The organism is Psychrobacillus soli (genome assembly GCF_006861775.1).
Classification (GTDB): Bacteria; Bacillota; Bacilli; order Bacillales_A; family Planococcaceae; genus Psychrobacillus; species Psychrobacillus soli.
The window spans coordinates 18,370-44,003 of record NZ_VDGG01000018.1 but is presented as its reverse complement, the minus strand read 5'-3'; the positions used below and the strand labels follow the sequence as shown (position 1 = coordinate 44,003).

Below are 25,634 nucleotides of genomic sequence, written 5' to 3'. Positions count from 1 at the left end.
GAAGGAGGACTTTTTTTGAGAGTGAAAGCTGCTAAAAACTCTATTATCGGATATTCGTATCAAAAGTTAGTAGCATTTTATTTCTTGGCAATTATGGATGTTGAAAGGGAATTTAATGGATTAGAAATTGAGGCAGATGTTGATCATAATTTTGATGACTTAGTACTTATAAAAAAAGATGGATCGAGTATTTATTGTCAAATGAAAGATTTCCATACCGTTAAGATTTCTGATATCAAAGTAGATGGAGATAATGTGAAAATTAAATCTAGCCCACATAAATTTTCTAACGCAGAAAATGTAATTTTTATTAAGAGTATAGATTTGGAACCTAATTCGAGTGTTATGGGGTTCCCAAGTTATTTTAAAGATAATGTTCACATTGTTTCTATTTCTAGAGAGGAAATAAGAGATAAGCTCGAATCATTATATGAAATTGATCGAACAAGAATGTCTTTAATAGAAACGTTTTTTGAGCGAAGGTTTGATGAAAGGACATTAGTGATAGCTATTCATGAATTGCCACCAATCCAAATATATTCTACTGAATTAATCGATTCTACATTAGAAGTACAAAAAATTGAAATTGATGAAAATGAAGTGATTTTTGTTGAAGGGAAACCAGGAATAGGTAAAAGTCATTTGGTGAACAATTTAGAAGTAAAAAGTTCTAAGATAATTTATAGATTTTGGATATCTAACCAGGACCCCCAATATCAAGATAGATTAAGATATGATAATTTCATTAGTAATATTACAAAAGAACTTTTTAGTAAACTGGCTAAGAAAAGTTTAGATGAGATTGCTTTCGAATTAAATGCTAGATCAATTACACTAGTTATTGATGGACTTGATCATGTGGAAAATTATAATTCAATTGAGCTTCGCCGATTTATTGAATTTATAAATATCTTGGGTAGTAAAGATGTTAAAGTGATTGTTTTCTCTAGGCCACTTAGAACTGCGGTTGAATGGAAGAAGTATAAATTACATAATTGGAATAATGAACAAACATCATATTTTTTAGCAGAACAATATCATTTATCTGAATATAAAATCATTGAAGAAATTTACAGGATAACGCAGGGATATCCAATCTTAGTGAGATTTTTAGCTAATCATTATAAGGAATATAAGGTTCTACCTGAGTTACCTCAATTAAAAGATCTTAATGAATATTATGAGCTAATTACTAATAATTACAGTAATAAAGAATCTCTCGCAATTTTTTTAACTTCTAATTCGTACTTTATGTGTTCGGAATTTGATGATTTATTGGGAACATATGGAGGTGTCTTAATAAAACAGATTATTAAAGATCACCCTTATTTATTTGAGATTAAACTTAATCGAATAACACTTATGCATGATAGTTTAAATACCTATCTTAGAATAAATTTATATAAAAATGAAACTGTCGAGGAAATTATTCAGGAGATAAAAAGAAAAGTATATAATTCAATACTTCTAGGAGAAAAAAGATATATTAGCAGATATAACTTTTTTGAATTTAGTCATGATGAACATGTAGCAGTTATAAAAAAGTATGCTGATATAGATTTTTTTGATGAGTGGATACAAGGAACTGTTGACATTGAAGCAATTCAAGAATTCTATAAGCAGCTAAGACATAGTCTTAATAAGATTAATCCAAATAGCTTAACAGTTTATAATTACTATGATTTATCAATAATTATAAATATCTTGGTTAGAGATCATATTTCCAGTTTAAAACAGTTTTTATATGTTTATGTTAACACATTGTTATTCAATGGCTATTCTGAGGAAGATGTAACGAGTAGTGGTTATCTTTTTGGAATGTTAGACTTCGTATTAGAAGGAAACTATAAGGTTTTAGAAAATGTTACATCAGATGATTACTATGATACAAGAAAATTTTATAACGAATTACTCTCTGAAATAGAAGAAGAGGATAAATATTTTTATGGACTATATAATCCAATAAATTTTAAAAATGTGGAGAAGGTATTATTAAATAGAAGTGAATTTGATTTTAGAGATATATTAATTGAACTTTTTATTGGGATTTATATTCATAAAGTTGACAATAACGAGAAGTTCCAAAGTTGGAAAATAAAAATACACGATTTTATTGATAATAAAGAAGATATAACATTTTTTGTAGAAGCAATTTTATTAGAATATGGCCATAAATCATTTTTTGCTCATTCTATACTTAGCGCTACTAAATATAAATTGAAAACGTTAGGTTTATTGTTTACTGAAAATGAATTTTTAAATTTTACAATGGAGGAATTTATTGAACATTTTAATAGCGAAGACTCCTATAATTTATTATCTTATATTAAGGATTATTTTAGACTAAGTTTATTTAGAAAAACTAGAATAGATGTTCCCTCTGTATATAAATTATTTACAAGTTATTATGCTAGAAAAGACTATACTGTAAATAACATTGGGAAAACTCTACTTTTATTTCAAAGAAAAGGTTATTTAGAAATTGAAAAAAGCGTAGAAATAATTGATTCATTTCAATCTAAATCCGAGAAGGGCATTAGGCATATATTGGATCAGTATGTTGAAATGCTTAATTCTGAAGAATATATGTATTTTATTAAAAATATATATTTAAAGAACTCTGAATTAAAATTGAATATCTTCCATTTAACATCAGAAAAAATAAACTTGTTAAATGATGAAATGGTCTGGCAAGAGTTTTATGAATTAATAGATGCACATAATTATTCTAAAATGATAGAGTATTTTGATTTGGAAAGTTTACTGTATTCTAGGTTTTCCAAGAAAGCACTTAGTTTATTGTTAAAGTACAATTATAAAATACTTTTAAAAAGCACTTCGAATTTAGAGATATTTAATGGAGAATATGAAAGTTTAATTCAATTAGTTCCTGAAAACGACTTTGGAAGTAAAAAAGCTGACTTTAGCAATTACGAAAATGGATATTTATCAGAAGAAGATAGAGAATTTATAATTTCTCAAGGTTTATCACCAGTAGAGATTGCTTCATTACCCGATGGATTTTATAGTGCTTTTAGTGAATTAGAATTGTATAGACATTTCGAACGTATACAACTAGAAAAAGATTTATGTGCTATATTACATGCCGCAATATGTAGTAAAATATATAGTATTGATAAGAGTTCTAATCTATTTGAGATGACTGGGAATGTTCCGGTGTTCTTAGAAGAATTTGTTCAAGTTGATATCGACTTTAAAAAATTATTTAGAAGTTTCTCGAAGTTTATAAAATTATCAGGAGTAAATTAAAATGAATACCTTGAGTGTAAATAAAAATGCGTACTCAACCTCTATACACAAACCTTGTTATATCAATGTTCCAAGAGATACTTAAAAGTACTCCTGGGATTTTATTAAATCACTGACAAAATCAGTGGTATCAAAGTCTGCATGGGATGTTAAAGAAATTTCTCAATTACAGGAGGTACTTCAAAATGAAGAAAATGGTCTGCAGTTTCTTGTATTTTGAAGACAGGAATTAGAGCAGGTGAGTTATGTGCTTTAACTTGGTCTGACGTAGATCTTAAAGCTGAAACAATAACAATCAATAAAAGTGTTGATCGTAAGTGGGGTGTACTCATAAGTAGAACTACACGCGTGATTAATTTGCCAGAAGAATTAATAGAAGAGTTGTCTTTGTATAAAAAACGACAAGAGCAAGCGAATGAAGGAAAAAACATATGCTTACTAATAACAAGGGAGATCTTTTGTCTCCTGATTTGTTGAAAAGACAATTTAAAGTTCTATTAAGAAAAGCAGAAATAACAAAAGAAATATCCGTAAATGATTTACGAGGGATGTACAATTACTCAAAGATATAGAAAAACTATTTATTGTATTCATTGACTATGAGTTATGTAAAATAAGAATTTATGTATGTATGCACCTTATTATGAGTTCAGCTGAAAATATACGTAATGCTTTCCATGTTGTTTATACGAAGTTTTTTTATCATAATATAAGGAGTTGATGAAGTGAATTTTGATCCTTTTTATGACGAACTTGAAGATTCTTTAATAAAGGAGTTTCCTATCTTACTTACTTGTGGCGAGGCCATAGATATTGGTTGTGGTAGGGGATGGCTAACAAGACTCTTAAATAATAATTTTAATTTAAGAGTACTTGGTATAGATAAAAGTAGAGAACACATCGAGTTTTGTAAAGCTAATGCTAATAGTATAGATCTAAAATATGAAGAAAAGGATATAGATGAGTTATCATTCATCTACTTTTGAAAATTCCTTTTCATTTATTAGTTGTCATAATGTATTAGGCTATCTTCCTGCTCCAAAAGAGCAACTACACAAAATGCATTCATGGCTTGAATCTAATGGAATATTTTCTCTTATAACTCGCAGTCCCTCAGGGAGGTTTGCAGAGGTTTATGAACAATCCAAATCTGTGGATTTCGCTTTGTGGAGATATAAGGAGAAGATAATGAAGGGAAGTTTTGATGAACGATGTGAATTATTTATACCTAATGATTTGGTGAAAATGATTGAAGAAACAGGATTTTCAATTTTAAAAAAGCAGGGACTGTACTCGCTTGAGAAATATCTTCCTGAAGGTTATAAAAAATTGATAGAATGGATTCCTCAACATGAAATAGAAGAGCATTTTTTTCAGTGGATCTTGTGTAAAAAAGAATAGAGGATTATGTTTAAAAAGAAACTAAAAGTAGAATTTCTAATTATAAAATAAGTCAAGTAAAGGAAATTAAAACAATAAAACAGCTACCCTGTGTTAGAAACATTAATAGTTTAAGAGTTCTAATTATTGATTTAAAGTTTATTAAGTATATTGTACACTTGTATTATTTTAACACCAGATTCTAGTAAGATGACTGGGCTATTTGGACTAAACTTAGGTGGGGATATTTTGAAACTATATAAAGAAAAAGATTATAGAATTTTATCTATAGATGATGAAGAAAAATACATACAAATAAGAGATTCTGAACTCACTGGAAAACGATTTGGAAGGGTAAATAAATTTAGAGAATATCCAAAAGCTGCACGTCATTTTGAACATCTTTTTCCTAATAATTACTTGGATATAGTAGAGTTAAAAGACTCTGAAGCCATTAAAACTATGTGTACCGAATACCAAAAAAAATTAGATACAAATCCTAATGAACAAGAAATGTTAAATTTCATAAACGAAAATGAATACTACATTTTGATAGCATCTATATTTAAATTCTACAATTTCGGACATCACGAAGCCTATCTATTTAAGGAATTCCCATTGGCAGGAGCGCATCGAGTAGATTATTTATTAGTTGGAAAAGGATCTGGAGGTTATGAATTTATATTTATTGAATTAGAACACCCGTCAGATAATGCTTTTTTATCTACAACTGCAGACTATGCTCAATCCTATAGAAAGGGAATCAATCAGGTCAATGATTGGAGAAGGACATTGGAAGTACATTTTAATAATATGTCCATAGAATTTAATAAAGCTATTAAAACTAATCAGTCTTTACCAAATGAATTCTATCTAAACGATTCATCAAGGAGACATTATATTGTTATTGCCGGGAGAAGAGCGCATTATAGGTGTAGTAGTGAGAAGGCCTATGAAATACGAAGAAATGAAGAAAGAACGAGTGGTATTAAGATTCTCCATTATGATAATTTAATTGATTACACATTAGAACTCATAGGTAAAGATTCTTTCTAATTTTTAACATTCGTTCATTTCATAATTATGTGGAATTATTAAATGCTTGGAATGTTAATGTATTTATGGGAGCAGTAAGATAATAAATCTAAATAAAGAATTAAGACTAGTTTAAATAAAGATATCATACGAAATAAAGTATGAATTTACATAAGGTAGGGGACAAGTAATTTGACTACTCTCGAATATAATAGACTTTCAGGAAGAAGACAATATTTATCAATCCAAAAACATCGTCATAACGCAAGAAATGATTATAATAAATGGAAAAGTTTTGATTTAGAAAAGAAGACTTTTGATAATGCAGATTATGGTGATTTTAATAATGTTCACTCTCCTGAAAGATCCTCTTGGACAGATAGTGAGAATAATCTATGGGGTTTTTTAGAAAACTACGATATAGTTGGCACAAACAATGAACAATTTGGATATTTCCCTGTTGTAACAAATAATTTTGATAGATGGCATGGTTATCCTATAATTCCTTTTACTAAAGGATACGAAATAGATGAGAAACTGTTACATTATTGGATTAGCGAGGGATATATAAATGAAGACGATATTCCGAGGTTAAAAAAACGGAAACGATTATGATAAAGGAGCAAATTTATGGATTATAATATCCCAGGCTATGTTTCAACTATGCTAGTTTATAATTCTACGGTTTTTACAGCTTATACTAATGGGGAAATTCAAGCTACTCCGCTTCCTAATAATTGGTTTAAACCTTATAGAAAAGATATCAAAACATATACCTTTCAGTTACAAAGCGATGAAAAATATATTAATGATATGTTAGGGTACAAGGGAGCATTATATGTGACGACTCCTAACCAACTACATTGCTTTAAATTAGAAAATGATAAATTAATTAAAGAAGAACAATATTTGAAAAAAATAGTTGAATGCACAAAAATAAAAATCGATTATAAAAGTAAGCTTTTATTTGCTGTTTCAGAAGACAGAGGATTGGTAGTTATTAATATATCTAATCCATTCTCACCTAAATATATTTGTGATATAAGCCTAGATAATTATTTTGGAGAAGGTAATAATGTAATTTCAGATATGGATTTGTGTGAAAATATAATTTTTTTAGCATTACGTGGTAAGGGAATATTAAGAATAGATTACTATAATAAAGAGATTAAAGATTCTCTCTGGTACTCTACTGTAGAGAAAATTAAACTCCAGGATCCTCAAGATGTAAAATATAATAAAAATAATTTACATTTATATATCGCAGATGCTGTAGAAGGATTAATTGTTTTAAATACATTAGATAATAGTATAATTGATACATTTAAATTACCGAATGATGATTTTCCAGTGAAATTGATTATAAATGGTAAAAATTGCATTGTACAAGGAAATAATGGTCTTTACATGTATCAAGTTAATGAAAGAAAAATATCAACTATTTTAAATTATAAAGTTGGAGAAGTGATTAAGTATTTTAACAAGATAATTTTTTATAAAAATAGAAAACTTAATTTAATTGTATTTGGTAACAAAGTAGACAATGATAATGAAGAGATGTTTTCAAAGGTATACAAGTATTATAAAAATGAGTTAAGTGTAGTAAAAGGATAAATTTTTCTCTTGCCTCCGTAAGCAATTTTTAAAAAACATAGTCAAAACCGTGGTCAGAGATATTAAAAAGGCCTGAAAAACGCCTAAAAACATTGATATGACAGCGTTTTAGAGAGGCATGGGTTGAAGTCCCGCCGTCTCCATATATCGAAATCATATGATTTCATACAGTGTCGTGTGACATAAAGCATAAATCTTCCGTTTGGAAAGTTTATGCTTTATTTTATTTCGGGAAATTATTGTTAGCAACACGTTGAACTCACTAAAGGGGACAGAGGTTAGAGGGTTGAATGGATCGGGTCTGGTGTATGAAAAATATACGCAATACTTTTAAGACCTTTTTGATGTTATTAAAAAAGGATAACAAATTATTACCCTTAAGAAATTTGATATGCATCCCAATCTTTAAGCATGATATGTAAAAAGTCATCTTTTGTACATTGAGTTTCACTATATCCTAAATCTTTTCTTATTAGAACAATAAGTTCTGCTAATAAGATAATAATCTGCTTTGATTCATAATTAGGTGTATTCACAGTTAATCCGTATCTTCTCCATTCTACAAATTTTTTTACTGTTACATCAGAAGCAAAGAAAAATAATTTAGTGCCTAAATCTAACATTTTTTTGTTATGTTCTTTTTGAGTTTTTTGGTCTGTTCCCAACTTTCTAACATAGTCCTTATCCGTCAGATTGAGTAAAAGGTATTCAACTAATTTAGCAAATTCCTGAGTTTTATGAATATGTAATTGTGATTCATTTATCTTCATTAACTCTAAATCCGTTGTTAATTTGTTTCTAAATTCTTCTAACTGTTTATTTAAATCAAGTTCAAAGGCTTTTAAGTTTTTTGCATGTACTTGATCAGGCAATTTTTTAAGATAGGAATATAAAAACCAACCACCAAATAATATAGTTAATTGTAAAATTGTTAACAAAATATCCATTAAAATACCACCAGTCTTTTTTACTAATTATATCATCGAAGGTTGGAGATACCATATATATTATTGTTTGACACATGAGATTTGAATAGTGTGAGTCAAGTATTTTTTTACAATTGACAAGAAGAATTAAGGAAGGGGTATTTGATAAACCATAAGATTCGATAACTAAAAATAAGAAATAGCATCAATGATTGTCCAAAATATACTTAGAATAAATAGATTAACAATAAAATCTGTTCTAGTTATATATTTCTTCATACCATCTCCTTCAAAATTAATTCCCTATATAAAATAATGGTAAATATAGAATTATATGTATCGCATGGTCCTGAAAACTTGATATAATAATACCATATAGTTTTGTTTAAATTCTGAATTTAAATTGAGTTTTATAATAAATTATTTCTTTTGATACATAGGAAGTAGGTACACACATTGCCAGCAATCGAAATACTATCATGGTCATTCAAACAAGAAAGCATTAATCAAATCAACAACAAAGAGCAATATTTAAATTATCCAGTCATTTACGTGTTAAATGGCAATAAGGAAGCTTACATAGGTGAGACGGTTTATTTTAAAAATCGGATGAAGGCACATTTAAAAGTACGTAAAAATATCGACCAAATTAATCTCATTAAGCATGAGAAGTTTAATCGTTCGGCAACGTTCCACTTAGAGACGAAACTCATTAACTACTTTCTAGGTGATGAGAAATATACTCTTCAAAATAAAAGTAAAACGGCAAGTGATTTTACCCACAACTACTACAACAAGCCATATTACGATCAACAATTATTTAAGGAACTTTGGCAGAAGTTGCATGAACAAAAGCTTGTCGACCATGAGTTACATGTAATCGAAAACAAAGACATTTTTAAATTATCTCCATTTAAAGAACTATCCCTAGAACAACTCGAATTAAAAGAAAAAGTACTCGAATTTTGTGAGAAGCAGGTAAAAGCAAATACAAGTGAATATGGCAGCTTATTAGTCATTGAAGGTGAGGCTGGCGTTGGAAAAAGCGTCGTGCTAAGTTCGATTTTTAATACGATTCAGGAACGTGCGGAGGAAGCATCCACTAATCTTTTTGGTACAGAAAATTATTTAGTCGTGAACCATGAAGAAATGTTCAAGACGTACAAAGGTATTGCGAAACAAGTGAAACATCTAAAAGGGAAGAATTTTGCAAAGCCAACACCTCTTGTAAATAAGTTGCAAAAAGAGAGAAAAAAAGTAGATATCATTTTCGTGGATGAGGCACATTTATTATTAACGAAATCTGATACGTACAACAACTTCCACGGTAACAATCATTTAGAGGAACTACTGAAGTTAGCTAAAATAGTTGTCATTATTTATGATCAGGATCAAGTGTTAAAGTTGAAAAGTTTATGGGGTGCAGCAACGTTACAGCAATTAAAGAAGCTTAGTACCTACCATGAGGAATACCAATTAACAAACCAGTTCCGTATGCAAGCAAACGATGATGTGATTAACTGGATTAACTCTTTTAAACGTAAAAAGTTAAAGCCATTTCCGAAAGATAAAAACTATGAATTTACAGTGTTTGAAAATATGAAAGATATGCACGAAAAAATTAAGGAGCAAAACAATGCATTTGGTCTAAGTCGTGTTGTATCAACTTTCGATTACTTACATAAAAAAGATGGAGGTACATATTACGTGAAAGAATCCACCGGTGAATATAAAATGCCGTGGAACACAACGAGTACCAAATACACATGGGCTGAAAAAGCAGAGACAGTTAATGAAGCTGGCTCGATTTATACAATTCAAGGCTTTGATTTAAATTACGTTGGCGTTGTCCTTGGCCCTTCTGTACAATATGATGCAACCAAAGATGAAATTGTTATTGATACAAGTAAATACATGGATAAAGGTGCTTACACAGGTACAGAAGGTATTGAAAATATTAATGAAGCGAAAGAAAAAATCGTTCTTAATTCCATCAACATTTTGATGAAGCGTGGAATTAGGGGGCTATATATTTACGCAAGTGACGGAGCATTACGTGAAAAATTATTAGAATATCAAAAGACGATTGAAAAACATGAGTAACTTTAAGAAATTACCCTGTACTAGAAAGCTTCATGTTAATTCAAACAATCGTGAATGGGAGAGGGTTCTAATTATGAGGGAACGTTTGAGAGTATAGTGGTAGGGAGCTTTAGAGTGTCAAACCCAACTGTACAACTATGCTAAATCCTTTCGCATGAATCCGGCTGTTAGCTCTATCCAAAACTAGATAATATGGATTCTAAACTTAGGGGAGAATAATTAAAGTATATAAAAATCTCCAATCACTTGGAGCAGTAATTTAAGTATAATAAAGCATAAATTTTCCGTTTGGAAAGTTTATGCTTTATTTTTTGTGGAAAACTTACACTTTAATATTTGTGTGACAATCATTTGCTTATAACTCTTCTAACAATACATTCAGTTCTACCACCTTGTGTAATGGCTTTTTTGTGTCCAAGATATTGACGTAGATCCAATGGGCAAATTAATTCTTTTCTGATATACGTTGCGGTTTCCAGAACTGCTCTAGTAATATGACAAGAATCGTTCCAACAAGAAGGCCATTGCTGACGATATCCTGGATGACCGCTGGCAGTGTGCTGAAAAGACCGGTCGGCAGGAACATGATGCCAATGCTGATCAAAAGCGTAATGCCAAGGATGGACAGTCTGCGCTGATCGAGTATTTCCTTCGTAAGTGACGTTAGCGCAATCGCAATCATATTAATGAAAGAAGCCATCAAAGCTGCATTCGCAATCGGACCTGGAAGAAGAGATAATACATGGACGATGGACGGAATGAGTGCGAGAACAGCAAGTGCCATGCTCGCGAACAGGAATGGCTGGATCTTCTTCTCACCAGTCATTTGCAAGAAGCCTGCCGTGACAGGGAGCGGCACGACCACGAGCGATGAAAAGCCAGATGCAAGAATATGAGATATGCCGCCTGTAAACAAACTGCGATTGATTGTCGACTCGAAATTCTTCGAATCATTGCCAAGAGATTGCCGGACCGCGGTAACCGCAGCAATCGTATTGGAGATGAGCAGGAAAGAAAACAGAATTGCTGTAACAATCATCCCAGCATTCAACTTCGGCAATCCCCAAGCAAGCAGTTCCGGAACTTGGAATATCGCTGACTGTGTTTGCGTACTGATTGATGCCTTGCCCAGGACAAGTGCAACGAGCCATCCTGCAAGAATACCGATAAGAACGGCGTAGCTCTTCACCCAGCCTTTCCCCTTGTTGGAGAGCAGGATGACAAAGATAAAGACGAAGAAGGCAATCGCTGCCATGCCATAGTCAGGTACAGCCGGGTCCCCTTTTACTGCAAGCATCCCTTCAAGGAATACACCACTCAACTGCAGAGCGAGCAGCAGTAGAAACGTTCCAGTAACGAGCGGACTAAAGAGAAACAAGATTTTTTGCACAAGTCCACTGATGCCGAGTACGATTAAAAGAATACCTGCAAAGAACACAGCCCCCATAAGGAGCGGCAAAGCTGTCTGCGGGTCACCAGTCTGTTGGATCGCCATTGCTGCCAGCATGACGAATATGCTGACCCATGAGCCAGCAGGACCGTCTGCAAGAGGGAGCCTGTGACCGATGAATCCTTGAAGGAATGAACTGATTCCGACGATGAAGAAGACACGCTGCATGAGCGAGGTGATTTCATCAATGGAAAGGCCGAACGCCCCGCCAATTACAATCGGCAGAGCAATCGCATTCGCCAAAAGGAAGATGAACCATTGGAACGTACTAAGCGTTCCGTTAATATATTTCTTATCCAAAACATTCACCTGCACAATCTATGTAATTTCAGCTTTGGGAAAAATCTGGCCATGATCAAGGTTTTTCCTGATTATGGCCTTTTTATTTTGCACCCGCTGTTAACAAAATTTCTTCAATTTCTTTAAATCCTCTAACATGGGCATGCTGCAAAGGGGTCACGTTGTTTTTATCAGGAAGGTTTACATCAGCCCTATGCTGAATCAGTTCTCTAAAGATATTGATCTTTCCATTTTCCATGGCCTATTGGCTTTTCTCTATCATTAGAATCGCACCCTTGAAGCGGAACAAGACAACTTATCAATCCAATTAACCTTTTCAACATATAAAGTCTCCCCCTAAAGTGTAGGTGTAGGTATGCCCCCTGTATCCTTATACGGAATACGAGAGTTTGATAATTGATAAATCATAAAGTAATGATATTCTATTTGATATCATATGGGAAATATTAAAAAAGTAAGTTTTTCTTATCTTTTTCATATACAAGGAGGTTTCAGTCATATAAGACAGTTACGGTATTTCATAACGGATTATGGAAGAAAGGTTTCAGCTGCAGCCAAAAGATTACATATTTCACAACCACCGCTGAGCCAATAATTAAAAGTGATGGAAAAAGTGTCAGGGACAAAATTAGTGGAGGATGATCAGGATATAGCAGAATTGCAAAGGGATTATCTGGAGCTAAATGAGATGAATGTCAATATCGTTGCCGATGGATTAGTTGGTTTAGAAGAAGGGCTCACTGGAAAATATGACTTAATCATACTGGATATCATGATCCCAAGTATGACCGGATTTGAAATTTGTAAAAGATTACGTGAGGAAGTGGATACACCTATTTTGATGGTATCTGCTAAAAAGGAAGATATCGATAAAATCCGTGCGCTTGGATTTGGTGCGGATGATTATATTACGAAACCCTTTAGTCCTAATGAGTTAGTCGCTCGTGTAAAATCACACTTAAATCGTTTTGAGCGTTTAACAAAAGGACCTCAGTCAATATCGGATGAAATCTTAGAAGTAAATGATGTTCGTTTGGATGCAAAATCACATAAAGTATTTTCCTTTGACCAAGAAATTAATTTGACGACAAAGGAATTTGAATTATTGAAATTTCTCATGAAGCACCCAAATCAAGTGTTTAGTAAAGAAGATTTATTTGAACGAGTTTGGGGTTTGGATTCACTCGGTGATACATCAACCGTTGTTGTTCATATTAAACGACTGCGAGAAAAGATAGAATTCGATCCGAAAAATCCAGTATTTTTAGAAACAATCTGGGGTTCTGGGTATAGATTTAATAATAACTAAAAAGAACCCAATTTCTTTATTTATTAAGGAGAAATTGGGTTTTTACTTTGTCATTTTCTTAGTTGGATGTGCAAAATAAAACCTAAAGTGATTACTTTATACAGTTTGAATCATTTCTATAAAATTTTGAGCAGCCTTGGATAAGTTATGATCTTTGAGCCATATTATTCCAACTGATCCAGTCAACTTGGTTGTGCTTGATATCCGATAAGCATTTACCGGATATCCTCGAAATCGTTGAAGTAAGGTTTCTGGAACGATAGATGCAGCAAAGTCAGCTGTAACTAGATCCATCAAAAGACTAATATCAGAACACTCCCCAACAATATTAGGTTGTAGTTTGAAACGGGAAAACGCTTCTAAAATCAAGTAATGCACACCTAGTCCCTCTGTACTTGGTAAGAGGAGAGGGTGATGTTGAATATCAGTAAGTGAGATTTCTTCATCAAATGATGGATGTTCCTTAGAAGTGACAAAATAAAATGGCTCGTTACATAAATGAAGTACAGAAAAATCGTCTAGATTTAGTGGCATGCGGATAATTGCTAATTCTACAATTCGGTCCCTGACTAATTGGCAAAGATGGGAAGATTCATTTTGTTGAATTTTATATGTAATCTTTGGGAATTGTTTTTGAAATTGCTCAAGAATATGAGGCAATCGGTTAATAGAAAAGGTGTTTACTCCAATAGTGAGCCTTCCATTTAAGCCTTTACCAACTTCCATTACTTCTGTTTTGGTTTCCTCCATCAATTGAGTTATTTGTAAAGCATTTTTGTATAGAGCATTTCCTGCCTCTGTCAGTTCTAAATATTTTCCACTTCTCTCAACTAATTTTGAACCGAGCTCCTTCTCCATAGCTTTCAGTTGCTGGCTTAATGGTGGTTGGGACATATGAAGTCTTTTAGCAGCAGCAGAAATCTTTCTTTCTTCTACAATTGCAATAAAATAGCGTAGTTGCTTAATATCCATCATTAACATCCTTCCATTCTATATATGAAAAAAATTAGTAAAGCAAATTTTATTAATATTTTTCATATGAGTATTCTGATGATAACATGTTTATAAAGGAGGTGCAGGCTATTATGAAGCTGAAAGGGATTAGTATAAGTTTCCTCGTAGTTATGCTTACCGCATGTAGCACGACTCCAGACTCAGAAGAAGGTTCACAAATAGAAAAAAAGGGGGGAACTAATGTGGAACAACAGTTAGTTTCTGCAGCAACAGAAGGAGACATAGAAACCGTTTTAGAATTATTAGAAGGCGGAGCAGGTATTAATGCGACAAATAATCAGGGAGTTACGGCTGTAATGGCTGCGACGCAAAAAAATAATGTAGATACTGTTAAGATACTTATCGAACAAGGGGCAGACATAGATATCCGCAATAACAATATGGATAATGTGCTTTTATATTCTGGAGCAGAAGGTTTGCTGGAAATCGTGAAACTTGCTGTTCAAGCAGGAGCTGATACAACAATCACAAATCGTTTTGGTGGAACTGCGCTCATCCCAGCTTCAGATCGAGGACATGTGGATATTGTGGAGGAGCTTTTAACTAACTCTGATACGGACGTGAATCACCTTAATAACTTCCATTGGACTGCATTATTAGAAGCAGTCATTTTGGGGGATGGAAGGAAAAATTATCAAGAAATCGTACAATTATTAGTTGATCATGGTGCTGATGTCAATATTAGTGATAGAGATGGGGTTACCCCATTAGAACATGCGGAAAGACGTGGATTTAAAGAAATTGAGCGTATTTTGAAAGAAGCTGGTGCATAATCGTCATATTTGAGCATGAAAAAGTGGTGACTAAAATGACAAAACAAGAATGGAAGAAGAAAGCGATCAAATTAGGAAGTGAAAATGACCGTAAGCACCAGTTGCATTAGGTTGTGATGGTTTTTACGATTCTTGGAGTCATAATTTTTCTCGAGATATTTTAGAAAAAGTGCATAATTTTTGTGACTATACAGGGAAATCGGAAGAACGTTCGTTACGTCAGAGTTTAAGTTTAATTACGCAAGGTGTGACTCCACTGAATATAGAAAGTACACAAGAATGGCCAAAGATTGGTGAGGAAGCAATTTTTGTATTTGTGGATGCTAGTTGCAGTGCAGAAGCAGTTGCCAGACTACCGAAAAAAAGATTGTTGATGCATAAAGGTAAGTTGTACAAATCAAAACATTAGAAGTGTGTAGATGAAAAACATCTAATGAATTGTGTACATGCAGGAAACAGGGAGCCGAGAGGTATAAAGACTGTAGGGATTTACTTGATAGGTAGAGACTTGTTTGTGGTCGGTACCCTTTGTTGAAGTAGTTGAGTATAAGAAGAGTACTTAACAAGGAACGGGCATTCCATGTGACTCTAAAAATACAGTTACATTTGGAGGGAAATGTAACTGTATTTTTTGTGTTCGAAAATTTATTCTCTCTCGCCTCTTCAAAAATTTAAGTAATGCACTTTTGGTGAAAATTTACCACATGGCCATATGCGAACGAACGACTAACATTACCAATCTTCATGCAATCGAAAGATAATATTACAAGCAACGTAAGCCTATCAAACGTCAAACAATTTAATGTTAGCTTAAAACCTTTATGAAAATGGTTATTAAAGTGTTTTGAAGAGAGGGAGGAGGCATAATAGTTCCCTTAAATCATTATTATAGAATGATGTCGTAGAGAAATAAAAATTTCTATTTATAAGGAGTCTAGTATAATGATTATATTGCGTAATTATTCAAAACTAGGATTATACATTTTGATTGATAATAATACTTATTCAATCATCAAAACGGAGGGCAGCCATAGAAGCAGACAAGGAATTGGGGGAATAAGTGAAAGTGGCCAGGTAGTAGGCATTTATGTTAAAGATCATAAACTATTTTTCTTCTATAATGGACAATCCTTTGAATCAGCAGTACATGACTTGAATTGTACAAATAAATATATTTCCGATTTAGAGAGAGGCTTTCATGTAAATATAGGAGGACAGGATATTTGTACTATCGTTTATGAGCCTTTTATCGATCCGGGAATGATTTATTATGACGCAGATCCAAGAGTTTGATGAATTGTTGTATTTAAGCGAATTATTAAAGAACGAGGGTTCTATTAAGAAATTCATGGATGGAATGGGTATAATTAAAGAAGAATAAAAAGTGGAAAAGTTCCCTGAGTTAGACATAACTTCAAAACAATTATGCATAGTTTCTAATTTGCATATGACACAGGGAGCATACACTCATAAAAAATAAAAAGGAGATTAAAACTATGTATCGAAATATTCTTAGACATCCGGGACCAACTCCAATTCCTAAAAAAGTAGAACTAGCAATGGCTCAGGATATGATTAGTCATCGAACGGAAGAATTTGTTAAGCTATATCGAGAAACCACTGCACGTGTGAAACCTATCTTTGGGACGAAGCAGGATATTTTGCTTATTCCTTCAGGCGGTACAGCAGCATTAGAAGCAGCTGTGTTAAACACTGTTTCGCCAGGAGATGAAGTAGTCGTCATTACAGTAGGCGCATTTGGAGATTATTTCGTTTCAATCTGTGAAAAGCATGGCTTGCAAGTACATAAACTTGAAAAAGAGTGGGGACAGGCCTGTACCAAGGAAGATCTGATTGACTTTTTAAAGCCGTTATCGAATGTTAAGGCCGTGTTTGCGACATATAATGAAACTTCTACAGGAATCTTAAATCCTATCGAGCAATTGGCAGAAGCAGTACGCAATCATTCGGATGCGCTTTTTATCGTGGATGGTGTGAGCTGTATCGGGGGTGCCCCTGCAGAAATGGACAAGTGGGGTATTGATATTTTGGTAACAGGTTCTCAAAAAGCGATGATGCTTCCTCCGGGACTTGCCTTTGTAGCTGTAAGTGAAAGGGCATGGAAAGTGATAGAAGCTAATCACACTAATGCCTATTATTTAAATTTATTAAGCTATCGTGATTGGGCAGAAAAAGGAATGACCCCTAATACTCCAGCGATTTCGCTCATTATGGGACTTTCCGCTGTGTGCGATTTAATAGAAGAGGAAGGCGGATTTTCGAAAACAGTTGAACGCCATGAGATTATGAAAAATATGGTTCGGGAATCTATGAAGGCCCTATCCATTGAATTGTTAACAAGTGATGAGTATGCATCACCAACAATTACGACGATCCGGACCCCAGAAGGATTGGATCTTGCAGACTTTTTAAGCCATTTAAAGAATAAGTATCACATTGATTTTGCTGGTGGTCTTGGTTCTCTTCAAGGCAAGGTTTTCAGATTCGGACATATGGGATATTGCTTACCAAGCGACATACTTCAAGCAGTTTCTCTAATCGAATCAGGCTTGCAGGATTTTTCCTATCCATTTGAGGCTGGAGCCGGAGTAAGTGCAGCACAGCGTGTTTTCTTGTCCTCATCAGGAAAGTAATATGTTATATTTGACCGATTGATGCTCAAACATCATTCGGTCTTTATTTAGTTTACTAATATCTTTTGCTGTATACCAACATTCATGTTTGTTTCTAGCACAGGGACCAAACGATTATCTTGCTTTGTACGGAGATTATTAATCTTGTATGAAACAATCTATTAATAACTACAAATGATATTTTTTATTCATATTTTTAAGCATTGCATGTCTAACTAAATTCCTTTTCACTGTGCGCATAACCTTTATATATCTAAGTTGTTTGCATATTTTAGGGAGAGGGGAAGTTTATATTAATTGTCTTCTTTGATCAATTTATAGGAGGGAGGAATGGACATGTTGTTTTTTGAAGGTGAAATAAAGAAAGTAAGTAAAAAAGTTGGACCGTCGGGATGGGGTACAATGCGATTACAAGACCCACGCTTAAATGGGCAATTACGGAAGGATCAGATAGCCAAGGAGTCGGAAGCAAGAAATGCAACGAATCGTCGAAATCGATTATTGAAAGGATATGACTGATTAAAATATAGCTGTGTTAGAAACATTCATGTTAATTCAAATAATCGAGAATGTACCAATTTTCATGTTTGTTTCTGCCACAGGGGAAAAATCAAAAATCTATTTAAATCGATAGGAGAAACTACGCAATAATTGAGTTTCTCATTTTTCTTGTTCAGAAATTCACCTAAATTACACATACAGAGCATTCATCACGATGAACAACCAAATCATTAAGACGGGACCACAAAAGCAGATTTCAGCAAAATGGATGAACATGACCTTATCATAGCTAGGCTCTGCTTTTCGAAAACCAAAGAAATCCCCTTGACTGATTATATAAATAAACGCACTGACCACCATGAGACAGGATAGTAAAACCGAAATGCTTGGTAAGGAAGTGACATAGCGTGAGTTGCCTCCAGTCTCCATATAGAACGGAATGCCCCAATGCTTGCTTAATACAAAGCTTACAATGACTAGGATGTAGATGAACAGCGAAATGTTGAACGGATGCTTGCGGTAATCGGTCAGCTCAATCATTATTTTCGTTTTTCCTTTATAATCCCAGTTCACTTCCACTTCTACTCGATCGCCTTTTAATATATACACAAACCCTGCCAAAACAACTCCACAAAATAAATACAGCCAAAAGAGCTGAAAAAACAATGTCCAGCTATTAAAATCTGTCCCTGTGATAGAAACATTCACATTAATTCAAACAAACGTGAAAGTTGTAATTTTACGATTGTTTCTGACACAGGGAAAAAAAACAGGTTAGGGAGTATACTAATAAAGTAAAAAGGTTTACTTCAGTAAAATAAGGTATTTTATTTTTGTTGAATAGATTCTCTTTAAAGACAAGAAAAGTAGGTGAACAAAGTGGGAAAATATCAATTGGATACCAAAAGTAAGATGGCTGTGGCAAAGTATCATGAAAAAAACAAGCCTGCCATATTTGATAAAAAGCAGCAACTTGAAAAAATACGCGCGGAGTATTTGAAAAAAAAACAAACAGATAAATAATATGAATGAAAACATAGGAAGACTAAAAGCTCCCTATGTTTTTCTTATTCGATGTTCTTTTTTCTCCGTGTTCAATGGGGATATTCATAATAGATGAGATCCTTTTTTGACTCTTGCAACAATTTCGTTTTCACTTTCTTCGATAAATGAACTACTACTTGTTCTCAGTTCATTTACTTCGCGTGTTGCTCCAATTTTTGAACGTTTCATCTTGTCTTTAAACAACAATCTGATTAGCTCCTCACACTCTTCGTCACTTAAAACATTTCCTAACATCACGATCAATGGTTCTTCTAATCTAGTGATAATGCCAATCTCTCTGTCTGTAATTAAATTCTGTCCCTGTGATAGAAACATTCACATTAATTCAAACAAACGTGAAAGTTGTAATTTTCACGATTGTTTCTTACACAGGGAACAAAAAATGAACCCACCTCAAAAGCCACACGCTAAAAATTTACATATTCCATAGTTACTAAATGTAAATCTTTACTAGTTTTTATTTTCTAAATACTTCGTATAATGAAAATATAAGGAGGTGTAATAATTGGAGGACTCACTTTATGATACAATGCCAACAGAAATGTTAGCAGGATTTTTTTATCAAATAAATCGAAATATAGATAAAGGCATTTTATCCGATGCAATGTATTACTCAGAAATTAAGCTAATTGAACGTGCTGCTAATAGAAGAGGAATCCCACTGAAAAAACTCTATGAACAAGGTTCACGTTTAATCGAATTGGAAAAGGAGGGGAAAAAACAAGCACAAGCACAGATATACCCCCTAAACATACATAGAAGAAAAGGGTTGTGAGGTTCGGCACAATAATCTACACAAGCGAGGTAGGTAGCATCTCAACGCAGCAATGCAATCTAGCATCCTATTAAAAGTCACTATCATAAGTAACCACAAAAAAAGAAGCATATAGAAGTAGCTAGATAGAAGGTAAGGGAAACGATAGAACACACCTAAGAACAACATCAGTGAAGTATTGGCAAGGCAAGGAGAGAGAACGGCAACCAACAACAGCAGAAGAAACAAACAACAACTAAACAAGGCAAGTAAGCTCGGATCATGTTGTTAATTATGTTATTGGGTATTGGGGTGGGGTGATTTTGAAATTCATTGAATTCGGAATAGGAAACATATGGAAAATTATGACTGAAACAGAGTTAGAAGATGGCACGGAACATGAGGAGAAAGGCATAAAAGGACCAAACAGTTTTAATAGCAGATTTAAAAGAAGGTTTTAAAAGACAAAAGAAAAACCGTAACGAAATTAAAGTTATATTTGGTATAGTCAGTGGTTAAATCCTGTTTCACTAACGTGGTACGTTACTTCAAGATGGTTACTTTGCCATTTGATTGTATGAATTCTTTCATTTAACCATAAAAATAACCCATCCTTGAGTTAACGATCCAGATGGGTTATTACTAATTTAATAGCCGATCCCCCTTGAAGGGAACCTACTTTTCACTTTAATTTTTGTTTCCTCATCCACTGCGTTGCAACCCACTTCTCACCAGTGATAACAGGCGTACCAGCATGTAATGTTAACTCATTTAAAGTTTGATCGTTATAAAAATACTCGAAATAAACGGCCATCCCTTTTTTGGGGGATACTGAAAAATTCAGTTTAGGGAAAAAAGTTTCTCCGCCTTGTTCTACATCGTTTAAGTACATAACGAGTGTACTAATTCTATTATTGTTCGCTGCTTTACTTGTTGATGAAAAGAAATCATAATGGGCTTTATACTCTTGACCAGGAGTATACTGAAGGATTTGAATGCCTTCTCCATGTTCAATCGGTATATTCATGATAGCTGAAATCCTTTTTTCGACTCTAGCAACAATTTCATTTTCACTTTCTTCGATAAATGAACTACTACTTGTTCTCAGTTCATTTACTTCGCGTGTTGCTCCAATTTTGGAACGTTTCATTTTGTCCTTAGATAATCTGATTAGTTCCTCGCACTCTTCGTTACTTAAAACATTTCCTAACATCACGATCAATGGCTCTTCTAATCTAGTGATTATGTCGATCTCTCTATCCGTAATTATTTTATTTCCAACGTGATCAAATATAGTTTGCTCTCTATTCTCTGTTCTCATCTTCAAAGCCCCTCTTAAACTATTAAATTTTTTAAACTACTAAGTTTTGGGTAATGACTATACGTGTTAAGGTCTTCTTTTACTTTAGATGGGTATGCACTTATACTGATTTTTGGAATAAATTTCATTTTATTTTATCATAATATTATTATATATCGCAACTTTGTGAAAAAAATATCAAAAGGGTTTTTGGAAATATAGGGTCTTAATAACCAATCCTCTTGAAGAGAATCTACTATTTACATTTGACCGTTTTATGCGCAAATAGCAAATGATCTTTTTTAATTGTCCTCACATGTTACTCTGAGTATTGGTTTGATTTGAATGACAGGGTGAAATTGAATTATTTAAAAGGAAATAGTGAAAAAATATATAGTTAGGATGGTGTTATATGACAGAATCTAAAAAACATAAACTTATTATTTTGATTTATCCTTTGTGGAGACTGTAATAAGTCACAACGCTAGATCGAAAAAGATAGAATTCGGGGAAGATTCTTGCTTGGTGGAATCCAAAAGATGTATTGGATATGATTATTAATCAACTGTAAAAGTAATGATTCCGATTGGTTTGAAATGCTAATTATCTAGCAAGTAAATTGAATAGTTAGATGGAAGAACAGAGAGACATTTTCTCTGTTTTTTTGTTTTTTCCTCTAATTAGGCTTAATTACCTTTGTGTATAAAATATATGCGAAAAAAAGGAAAATGGGAAAGTGTTGATCTCATCCTGTTTTTTGGGGGATGTATAATCCACACTCATGATAGACAAATTAAAAATAAATTGTAAGCCGGTACAAAGAAATGATAAGCAATGAAAACGTATTATGTTTTTCTATAGGGCATGTGTGACTACACATTTTCGTCCTCATCTTTCATCTTATAATACCCTTCTGAAGTTTAGATATTGCAATTAATTATTACTTGTATATTGAGAAAATTAACTAGTGACGTAGGGTCATTCCAAAGAACTGATTTTTCGAGAAGAGGTGAAGTTGATGACTAAAAAAAGTGTGAAAGAAGTTAAAAAGGGGATAGGCTTAGGGGCTACTTCCGCGATTGCATGGGGTGTAGATACTGTATTGATTGGCTTCATAATAGCGAGTACCCCATTTAAGGAAGCTGTAATGCTTGCTCCACTTATTGCAGCGTTCATGCATGATTTTTTCTCTTCACTTTGGATATCTTTACTTATGATTGTAAAGGGCGAATTTATACATGTCTTAAAGTTGTTTAAAACGAAGAGTGGCGCGATTTTAGTATTAGGAGCATTGTCGGGTGGACCTTTGGCAATGAGTTTTTATTTTCTTGGTATTCAATATGCTGGAGTAACTTATGCAGCAAGTATTGCTTCTATATTTCCGGGCATAGGAGCTGTGCTTGCTTTCTTTTTTTTGAAGGAAAAAATGAACAAAAAAACTTGGTCTGGCGTTGCTTTGAGTATTATTGGGGTAATTGTATTAGCATATATGCCAACCAAGTTTGACACCGAAAGTAACTTTTTCATCGGAATACTGTTTTCATTAGGGGCCGCCATATTTTGGGGAATTGAAGGGGTAATCGGCGCTTGGGGAATGAGAGGAAAAGATGTCGTTCCGCTATACGCGATTAATATAAGGCAAATTACTTCCGCTCTCAGTTATGCCATCATAATTGTACCATTTATTCATGGTTATCCTTTAGTATTTGAAGCAGCGACATCTAATATCGTATGGATCATCGTTATAGCCGGTTTTTTAGGAACTGCTAATTATTCTTTATACTATTCGTCGATTAATTTAATCGGAGCAGCTAGGGGGCAATCACTCAATAATACGTATGTGTTTTGGGCGATCGTAACCGAGATTGTGTTTATTGGTACCCCGATTAGTTTACAATTTGTCGCAGGTGCGATCATCGTACTTTTAGGTTCTATACTCGTATCAGGAAACCTAAAGAAGTAAAAAATTGATTAGGTCAAAGCAATTATTTAGAGGATATTAGGATGAACGGATCATTTTATATGGTGCGTTCTTTTTTATTTGTTTATGGTAAATTAATTATTATAGTATTTACAACAAGCAACAGTTAAGACTGGCTAAGATGACTTTATATCTCTGAATAGTCCAGAATTTAAAATCTAAAAAAGTGAGGTATAAAAATGAAAAAAGAAATTGAAGAGCTAACATTACTTCTACTTTATTTAACGTCCTGGAAGGAAGAAGATGTTCCGGAAACAATACGAAGAAGTTGGAAAGGCTATTCATTTGATGCGCTTGACCAATTGCAGGACCGGGATTATTTACGTGGTGGCATAAAATCAAAATCTGTATATTTAACAGAAGCAGGGATTGAACAAGCAAAGCAGCTTATAGAGAAATATATTATGGGAGAGAAGAAAGATGAATAATTTACTAGCATTCAATGAATTACATCAATATTTAATGAGTTTTCAAGTAAGATGTACGATTGCTGAAAAGAATTTAATTATAGGTTATAAGCCATTTTCATTTGTTGGTATTCAGCCCAAAATTGCAACATTACACGGAAGTAAAAATTATCAATGTTTAATACTTCACGTTGCTCCAGGAGATAAGAAGACCGATTTAGGTAAACAACTTCAGCGAGAAATTCAAGGACAGCTAGCTTTTGATATTACCGAGCTAAGAAAGTTCAAATTGAAAAATAATGAAGTATTTGTTCCACTAGAAGTAGTAGATACGAAGGAAAAAATGAAGGTCTTAAAAGAGTTTATTCAACAATGCTTTGAACAGAGGAAGAAATAACAAACCGGAAAGCAAATGAAGAGGTGCGACTCATGAAATGCGGAACAAAGTGCTTTACAGTTCATGCTGAAATTAATGGCAAGTTGCAAACAATACCAGTGACAGCAAGGACTTCTACCCAAGCAAGGAAAGTTATAAGTCTAGAGTACGGTGATCAATTAAAGATTATTGCTGTGAAGGCTAAAACACAATCCTAACACAAGCTTGAAAAGGAAATTATAATTTGCGATGAGAAATCGCGATTTTACTTTTAGAGAATTGAACAGGTTGCTAGTCTAATAAATATTAGAAAACCATTCAGTGAAGCTATTGATAATGCGGAGATAGATAGATATTTAGAATTAATAACTTACATTGGTATTGAAATTACTAGATGTAGAGCATATGTAGATGGTTATGAAAACAGGGCGAAAAATTGAGAGGGTATACATGGGGGAGGGCTGCTCTAACCAGATCCTCTTCTCCATGTAAAATCTTGCTCTAAATTCTCTGCGTTTTTCTAATATGATATACTGTCTAGCAAAGGGAGTGGTTAGGATTGTTCAAAAAAATAAGTAAAATGTTCCTCGTAGCTGTTTTGGCGTTGGGTATTACAAGTTTTAATAATATACAAGCAGAAGCATCCACAAACAAAGTTATGTGGGGAAAAACAGAATTAAAACAAGGACAAATAGGTAAGGTAACAATTCTAGCAGATACGAATTTAGTGAAAATAGGTTCAAATGGATCACTTAATAAAGTACGCACTCTGAAAAAAGGCGAAGAATATAGAGTCTATACGTATAAGGGAACAAATGGCGGTTTATATGGTTTAGGAGCAAGTAGCTACGTACAAAAAGGTGCTCAAGTGAAATATGAAACTCCATCTAAAGGCAAACTTGCATTGCTTAATAAAGAAGTAATTGGTGGGCTTACACCGAAGGCAGGGATGAAGCTTGTGTATTCCCCTAGCTTTACCGAGCATACACAAAAGGAATTTACTACTAATACTTCATATGATTCTATAAATGATATAACGAAAGCTTTGTTAATTTATAAAGGTAATTCTATTGATGGTTTTACTTATATTGAATTAAAAGATCGCCTGGTGTTTGGTGTCAGTCATACAGATTGGATATTACTCGACATTGCTTATCCATTGACTGAAGGTAAACAAACGAAAGAATATTATACAACAGGAGCTGACAGTGAAGGTTTCTATCATGTAAATGTAGAAAGTACAACTAGCACAGTTAAAGTAAAAGCCGGAACATTCCAAAACGTTGTAGTTGTTCGAGTTAACAATGGGGATACGTATTACCTAGCACCAGGGATTGGTATTATCAAGCTTGTTGATAAAAACGGTACCCTTAAAGCAGAATTATTATCATTCAAATAAACCAAAAACCAGACTACAAGCGG

26 protein-coding genes and 4 pseudogenes are annotated in these 25,634 nt (G+C 33.3%); 23 read left to right on the top strand and 7 right to left on the bottom strand.

Features of this window, described 5'->3' with window-relative positions:
* Positions 1 to 15: 15 nt before the first annotated feature.
* From FG383_RS10450 to FG383_RS10420, 7 genes are all read left to right on the top strand, one after another.
* The gene (locus FG383_RS10450; protein ID WP_142607348.1) at positions 16 to 3,270 is read left to right on the top strand and encodes an NACHT domain-containing protein; all 3,255 of its coding nucleotides are present in this window, start codon (positions 16 to 18) and stop codon (positions 3,268 to 3,270) included.
* 213 nt (positions 3,271 to 3,483) lie between these two features.
* Entirely contained in the window at positions 3,484 to 3,747 is a 264-nt protein-coding gene (locus FG383_RS10445; RefSeq protein ID WP_142607381.1) for a tyrosine-type recombinase/integrase, read from the top strand.
* A 248-nt stretch (positions 3,748 to 3,995) separates the two neighbouring features.
* Positions 3,996 to 4,256, top strand: coding sequence for a class I SAM-dependent methyltransferase (locus FG383_RS10440; protein ID WP_142607347.1), 261 nt, complete (start codon positions 3,996 to 3,998; stop codon positions 4,254 to 4,256).
* On the top strand, positions 4,231 to 4,671 hold the full coding sequence (locus FG383_RS10435; RefSeq protein ID WP_142607346.1) for a methyltransferase domain-containing protein: 441 nt from the start codon (positions 4,231 to 4,233) through the stop codon (positions 4,669 to 4,671). The genes FG383_RS10440 and FG383_RS10435 overlap by 26 nt, the downstream gene beginning before the upstream one ends.
* 228 nt (positions 4,672 to 4,899) lie before the next feature.
* Entirely contained in the window at positions 4,900 to 5,706 is an 807-nt protein-coding gene (locus FG383_RS10430) for a Shedu anti-phage system protein SduA domain-containing protein (protein ID WP_142607345.1), read from the top strand.
* Positions 5,707 to 5,877: 171 nt separating this feature from the next.
* Positions 5,878 to 6,300 carry a hypothetical protein gene (locus tag FG383_RS10425; RefSeq protein WP_142607344.1) on the top strand — a complete coding sequence of 141 codons (423 nt, stop codon included), beginning with the start codon at positions 5,878 to 5,880 and terminating at the stop codon, positions 6,298 to 6,300.
* A gap of 15 nt (positions 6,301 to 6,315) precedes the next feature.
* On the top strand, positions 6,316 to 7,299 hold the full coding sequence (locus FG383_RS10420) for a hypothetical protein (protein WP_142607343.1): 984 nt from the start codon (positions 6,316 to 6,318) through the stop codon (positions 7,297 to 7,299).
* 377 nt (positions 7,300 to 7,676) lie between these two features.
* Here the strand turns inward: FG383_RS10420 and FG383_RS10415 are convergent, their stop codons facing one another.
* Positions 7,677 to 8,246 (bottom strand): hypothetical protein, encoded by a 570-nt coding sequence (locus FG383_RS10415; protein ID WP_142607342.1) that lies wholly within the window; start codon positions 8,244 to 8,246, stop codon positions 7,677 to 7,679.
* A gap of 435 nt (positions 8,247 to 8,681) precedes the next feature.
* Between FG383_RS10415 and FG383_RS10410 the strand changes: the two genes are divergently transcribed.
* Positions 8,682 to 10,328, top strand: a complete 1,647-nt coding sequence (locus FG383_RS10410; RefSeq protein ID WP_142607341.1) for a DUF2075 domain-containing protein — start codon at positions 8,682 to 8,684, stop codon at positions 10,326 to 10,328.
* Between the two features lie 445 nt (positions 10,329 to 10,773).
* Here FG383_RS10410 and FG383_RS10405 read toward each other — a convergent pair whose 3' ends face one another.
* Together FG383_RS10405 and FG383_RS10400 are read right to left on the bottom strand one after the other, a co-directional pair.
* Positions 10,774 to 12,078, bottom strand: a complete 1,305-nt coding sequence (locus FG383_RS10405; RefSeq protein WP_142607340.1) for a purine/pyrimidine permease — start codon at positions 12,076 to 12,078, stop codon at positions 10,774 to 10,776.
* Between the two features lie 82 nt (positions 12,079 to 12,160).
* Positions 12,161 to 12,313: pseudogene (locus tag FG383_RS10400) on the bottom strand (ankyrin repeat domain-containing protein); the annotation flags it as partial.
* Positions 12,314 to 12,577: 264 nt separating this feature from the next.
* On the opposite strand from FG383_RS10400, the pseudogene FG383_RS21645 reads away from it, so the two are divergent.
* Positions 12,578 to 12,670, top strand: a pseudogene (locus FG383_RS21645) (helix-turn-helix domain-containing protein); the annotation flags it as partial.
* Positions 12,671 to 12,682: 12 nt separating this feature from the next.
* Positions 12,683 to 13,387, top strand: coding sequence for a response regulator transcription factor (locus FG383_RS10390; RefSeq protein ID WP_142607338.1), 705 nt, complete (start codon positions 12,683 to 12,685; stop codon positions 13,385 to 13,387).
* A 96-nt stretch (positions 13,388 to 13,483) separates the two neighbouring features.
* Here FG383_RS10390 and FG383_RS10385 read toward each other — a convergent pair whose 3' ends face one another.
* Positions 13,484 to 14,359, bottom strand: a complete 876-nt coding sequence (locus FG383_RS10385; protein WP_142607380.1) for a LysR family transcriptional regulator — start codon at positions 14,357 to 14,359, stop codon at positions 13,484 to 13,486.
* Between the two features lie 113 nt (positions 14,360 to 14,472).
* Here FG383_RS10385 and FG383_RS10380 point away from each other — a divergent pair, with 113 nt between their 5' ends.
* From FG383_RS10380 to FG383_RS10360, 5 genes are all read left to right on the top strand, one after another.
* On the top strand, positions 14,473 to 15,174 hold the full coding sequence (locus tag FG383_RS10380) for an ankyrin repeat domain-containing protein (RefSeq protein ID WP_425467639.1): 702 nt from the start codon (positions 14,473 to 14,475) through the stop codon (positions 15,172 to 15,174).
* Between the two features lie 169 nt (positions 15,175 to 15,343).
* On the top strand, positions 15,344 to 15,583 hold the full coding sequence (locus tag FG383_RS10375) for a hypothetical protein (RefSeq protein ID WP_142607337.1): 240 nt from the start codon (positions 15,344 to 15,346) through the stop codon (positions 15,581 to 15,583).
* Between the two features lie 533 nt (positions 15,584 to 16,116).
* On the top strand, positions 16,117 to 16,467 hold the full coding sequence (locus FG383_RS10370; protein ID WP_246096958.1) for a hypothetical protein: 351 nt from the start codon (positions 16,117 to 16,119) through the stop codon (positions 16,465 to 16,467).
* Positions 16,468 to 16,670: 203 nt separating this feature from the next.
* Entirely contained in the window at positions 16,671 to 17,828 is a 1,158-nt protein-coding gene (locus FG383_RS10365; protein WP_142607336.1) for a pyridoxal-phosphate-dependent aminotransferase family protein, read from the top strand.
* A 330-nt stretch (positions 17,829 to 18,158) separates the two neighbouring features.
* Positions 18,159 to 18,347 (top strand): hypothetical protein, encoded by a 189-nt coding sequence (locus FG383_RS10360; RefSeq protein ID WP_142607335.1) that lies wholly within the window; start codon positions 18,159 to 18,161, stop codon positions 18,345 to 18,347.
* A gap of 171 nt (positions 18,348 to 18,518) precedes the next feature.
* Here the strand turns inward: FG383_RS10360 and FG383_RS10355 are convergent, their stop codons facing one another.
* Positions 18,519 to 18,950, bottom strand: a complete 432-nt coding sequence (locus tag FG383_RS10355) for a hypothetical protein (RefSeq protein WP_246096956.1) — start codon at positions 18,948 to 18,950, stop codon at positions 18,519 to 18,521.
* A gap of 258 nt (positions 18,951 to 19,208) precedes the next feature.
* On the opposite strand from FG383_RS10355, the gene FG383_RS20900 reads away from it, so the two are divergent.
* Positions 19,209 to 19,352 carry a hypothetical protein gene (locus tag FG383_RS20900; protein ID WP_185907908.1) on the top strand — a complete coding sequence of 48 codons (144 nt, stop codon included), beginning with the start codon at positions 19,209 to 19,211 and terminating at the stop codon, positions 19,350 to 19,352.
* A 61-nt stretch (positions 19,353 to 19,413) separates the two neighbouring features.
* On the opposite strand, the pseudogene FG383_RS10350 reads toward FG383_RS20900, so the two are convergent.
* Positions 19,414 to 19,709, bottom strand: a pseudogene (locus FG383_RS10350) (2OG-Fe(II) oxygenase); the annotation flags it as partial.
* Between the two features lie 214 nt (positions 19,710 to 19,923).
* On the opposite strand from FG383_RS10350, the gene FG383_RS10345 reads away from it, so the two are divergent.
* Both FG383_RS10345 and FG383_RS10340 read left to right on the top strand, forming a co-directional pair.
* Positions 19,924 to 20,169 (top strand): hypothetical protein, encoded by a 246-nt coding sequence (locus FG383_RS10345; protein ID WP_142607378.1) that lies wholly within the window; start codon positions 19,924 to 19,926, stop codon positions 20,167 to 20,169.
* A gap of 296 nt (positions 20,170 to 20,465) precedes the next feature.
* Positions 20,466 to 20,667: pseudogene (locus tag FG383_RS10340) on the top strand (DUF3977 family protein).
* 163 nt (positions 20,668 to 20,830) lie between these two features.
* Here the strand turns inward: FG383_RS10340 and FG383_RS10335 are convergent.
* Complete coding sequence (locus tag FG383_RS10335; RefSeq protein WP_142607334.1) at positions 20,831 to 21,469, bottom strand: 2OG-Fe(II) oxygenase; 639 nt, start codon at positions 21,467 to 21,469, stop codon at positions 20,831 to 20,833.
* Between the two features lie 997 nt (positions 21,470 to 22,466).
* Between FG383_RS10335 and FG383_RS10330 the strand changes: the two genes are divergently transcribed.
* The 5 genes from FG383_RS10330 to FG383_RS10315 all read left to right on the top strand — a co-directional run bounded on the left by FG383_RS10330 (position 22,467) and on the right by FG383_RS10315 (position 25,611).
* Complete coding sequence (locus FG383_RS10330; protein ID WP_142607333.1) at positions 22,467 to 23,411, top strand: DMT family transporter; 945 nt, start codon at positions 22,467 to 22,469, stop codon at positions 23,409 to 23,411.
* A 197-nt stretch (positions 23,412 to 23,608) separates the two neighbouring features.
* Positions 23,609 to 23,857 (top strand): DUF6429 family protein, encoded by a 249-nt coding sequence (locus FG383_RS10325; RefSeq protein WP_142607332.1) that lies wholly within the window; start codon positions 23,609 to 23,611, stop codon positions 23,855 to 23,857.
* Positions 23,850 to 24,233 (top strand): hypothetical protein, encoded by a 384-nt coding sequence (locus FG383_RS10320; RefSeq protein WP_142607331.1) that lies wholly within the window; start codon positions 23,850 to 23,852, stop codon positions 24,231 to 24,233. Before FG383_RS10325 ends, FG383_RS10320 begins: the two co-directional genes overlap by 8 nt.
* A gap of 32 nt (positions 24,234 to 24,265) precedes the next feature.
* Positions 24,266 to 24,430 (top strand): hypothetical protein, encoded by a 165-nt coding sequence (locus FG383_RS20895; protein WP_185907907.1) that lies wholly within the window; start codon positions 24,266 to 24,268, stop codon positions 24,428 to 24,430.
* A 341-nt stretch (positions 24,431 to 24,771) separates the two neighbouring features.
* Positions 24,772 to 25,611: a hypothetical protein gene (locus tag FG383_RS10315; RefSeq protein ID WP_142607330.1), complete on the top strand. Its 840-nt coding sequence runs from the start codon at positions 24,772 to 24,774 to the stop codon at positions 25,609 to 25,611.
* Positions 25,612 to 25,634: the final 23 nt, after the last annotated feature.

Bases quoted from the DNA above. Each gene is read 5' to 3' on its own strand.
- FG383_RS10435 (WP_142607346.1), top strand. From the start codon at position 4,231: ATGAGTTATCATTCATCTACTTTTGAAAATTCCTTTTCATTTATTAGT.
- FG383_RS10420 (WP_142607343.1), top strand. From the start codon at position 6,316: ATGGATTATAATATCCCAGGCTATGTTTCAACTATGCTAGTTTATAAT.
- FG383_RS10415 (WP_142607342.1), bottom strand. From the start codon at position 8,246: ATGGATATTTTGTTAACAATTTTACAATTAACTATATTATTTGGTGGT.
- FG383_RS10390 (WP_142607338.1), top strand. From the start codon at position 12,683: ATGGAAAAAGTGTCAGGGACAAAATTAGTGGAGGATGATCAGGATATA.
- FG383_RS10385 (WP_142607380.1), bottom strand. From the start codon at position 14,359: ATGGATATTAAGCAACTACGCTATTTTATTGCAATTGTAGAAGAAAGA.
- FG383_RS10380 (WP_425467639.1), top strand. From the start codon at position 14,473: ATGAAGCTGAAAGGGATTAGTATAAGTTTCCTCGTAGTTATGCTTACC.
- FG383_RS10370 (WP_246096958.1), top strand. From the start codon at position 16,117: ATGATTATATTGCGTAATTATTCAAAACTAGGATTATACATTTTGATT.
- FG383_RS10365 (WP_142607336.1), top strand. From the start codon at position 16,671: ATGTATCGAAATATTCTTAGACATCCGGGACCAACTCCAATTCCTAAA.
- FG383_RS10360 (WP_142607335.1), top strand. From the start codon at position 18,159: ATGGACATGTTGTTTTTTGAAGGTGAAATAAAGAAAGTAAGTAAAAAA.
- FG383_RS10345 (WP_142607378.1), top strand. From the start codon at position 19,924: ATGCCAACAGAAATGTTAGCAGGATTTTTTTATCAAATAAATCGAAAT.
- FG383_RS10335 (WP_142607334.1), bottom strand. From the start codon at position 21,469: ATGAGAACAGAGAATAGAGAGCAAACTATATTTGATCACGTTGGAAAT.
- FG383_RS10330 (WP_142607333.1), top strand. From the start codon at position 22,467: ATGACTAAAAAAAGTGTGAAAGAAGTTAAAAAGGGGATAGGCTTAGGG.
- FG383_RS10325 (WP_142607332.1), top strand. From the start codon at position 23,609: ATGAAAAAAGAAATTGAAGAGCTAACATTACTTCTACTTTATTTAACG.
- FG383_RS10320 (WP_142607331.1), top strand. From the start codon at position 23,850: ATGAATAATTTACTAGCATTCAATGAATTACATCAATATTTAATGAGT.
- FG383_RS20895 (WP_185907907.1), top strand. From the start codon at position 24,266: ATGAAATGCGGAACAAAGTGCTTTACAGTTCATGCTGAAATTAATGGC.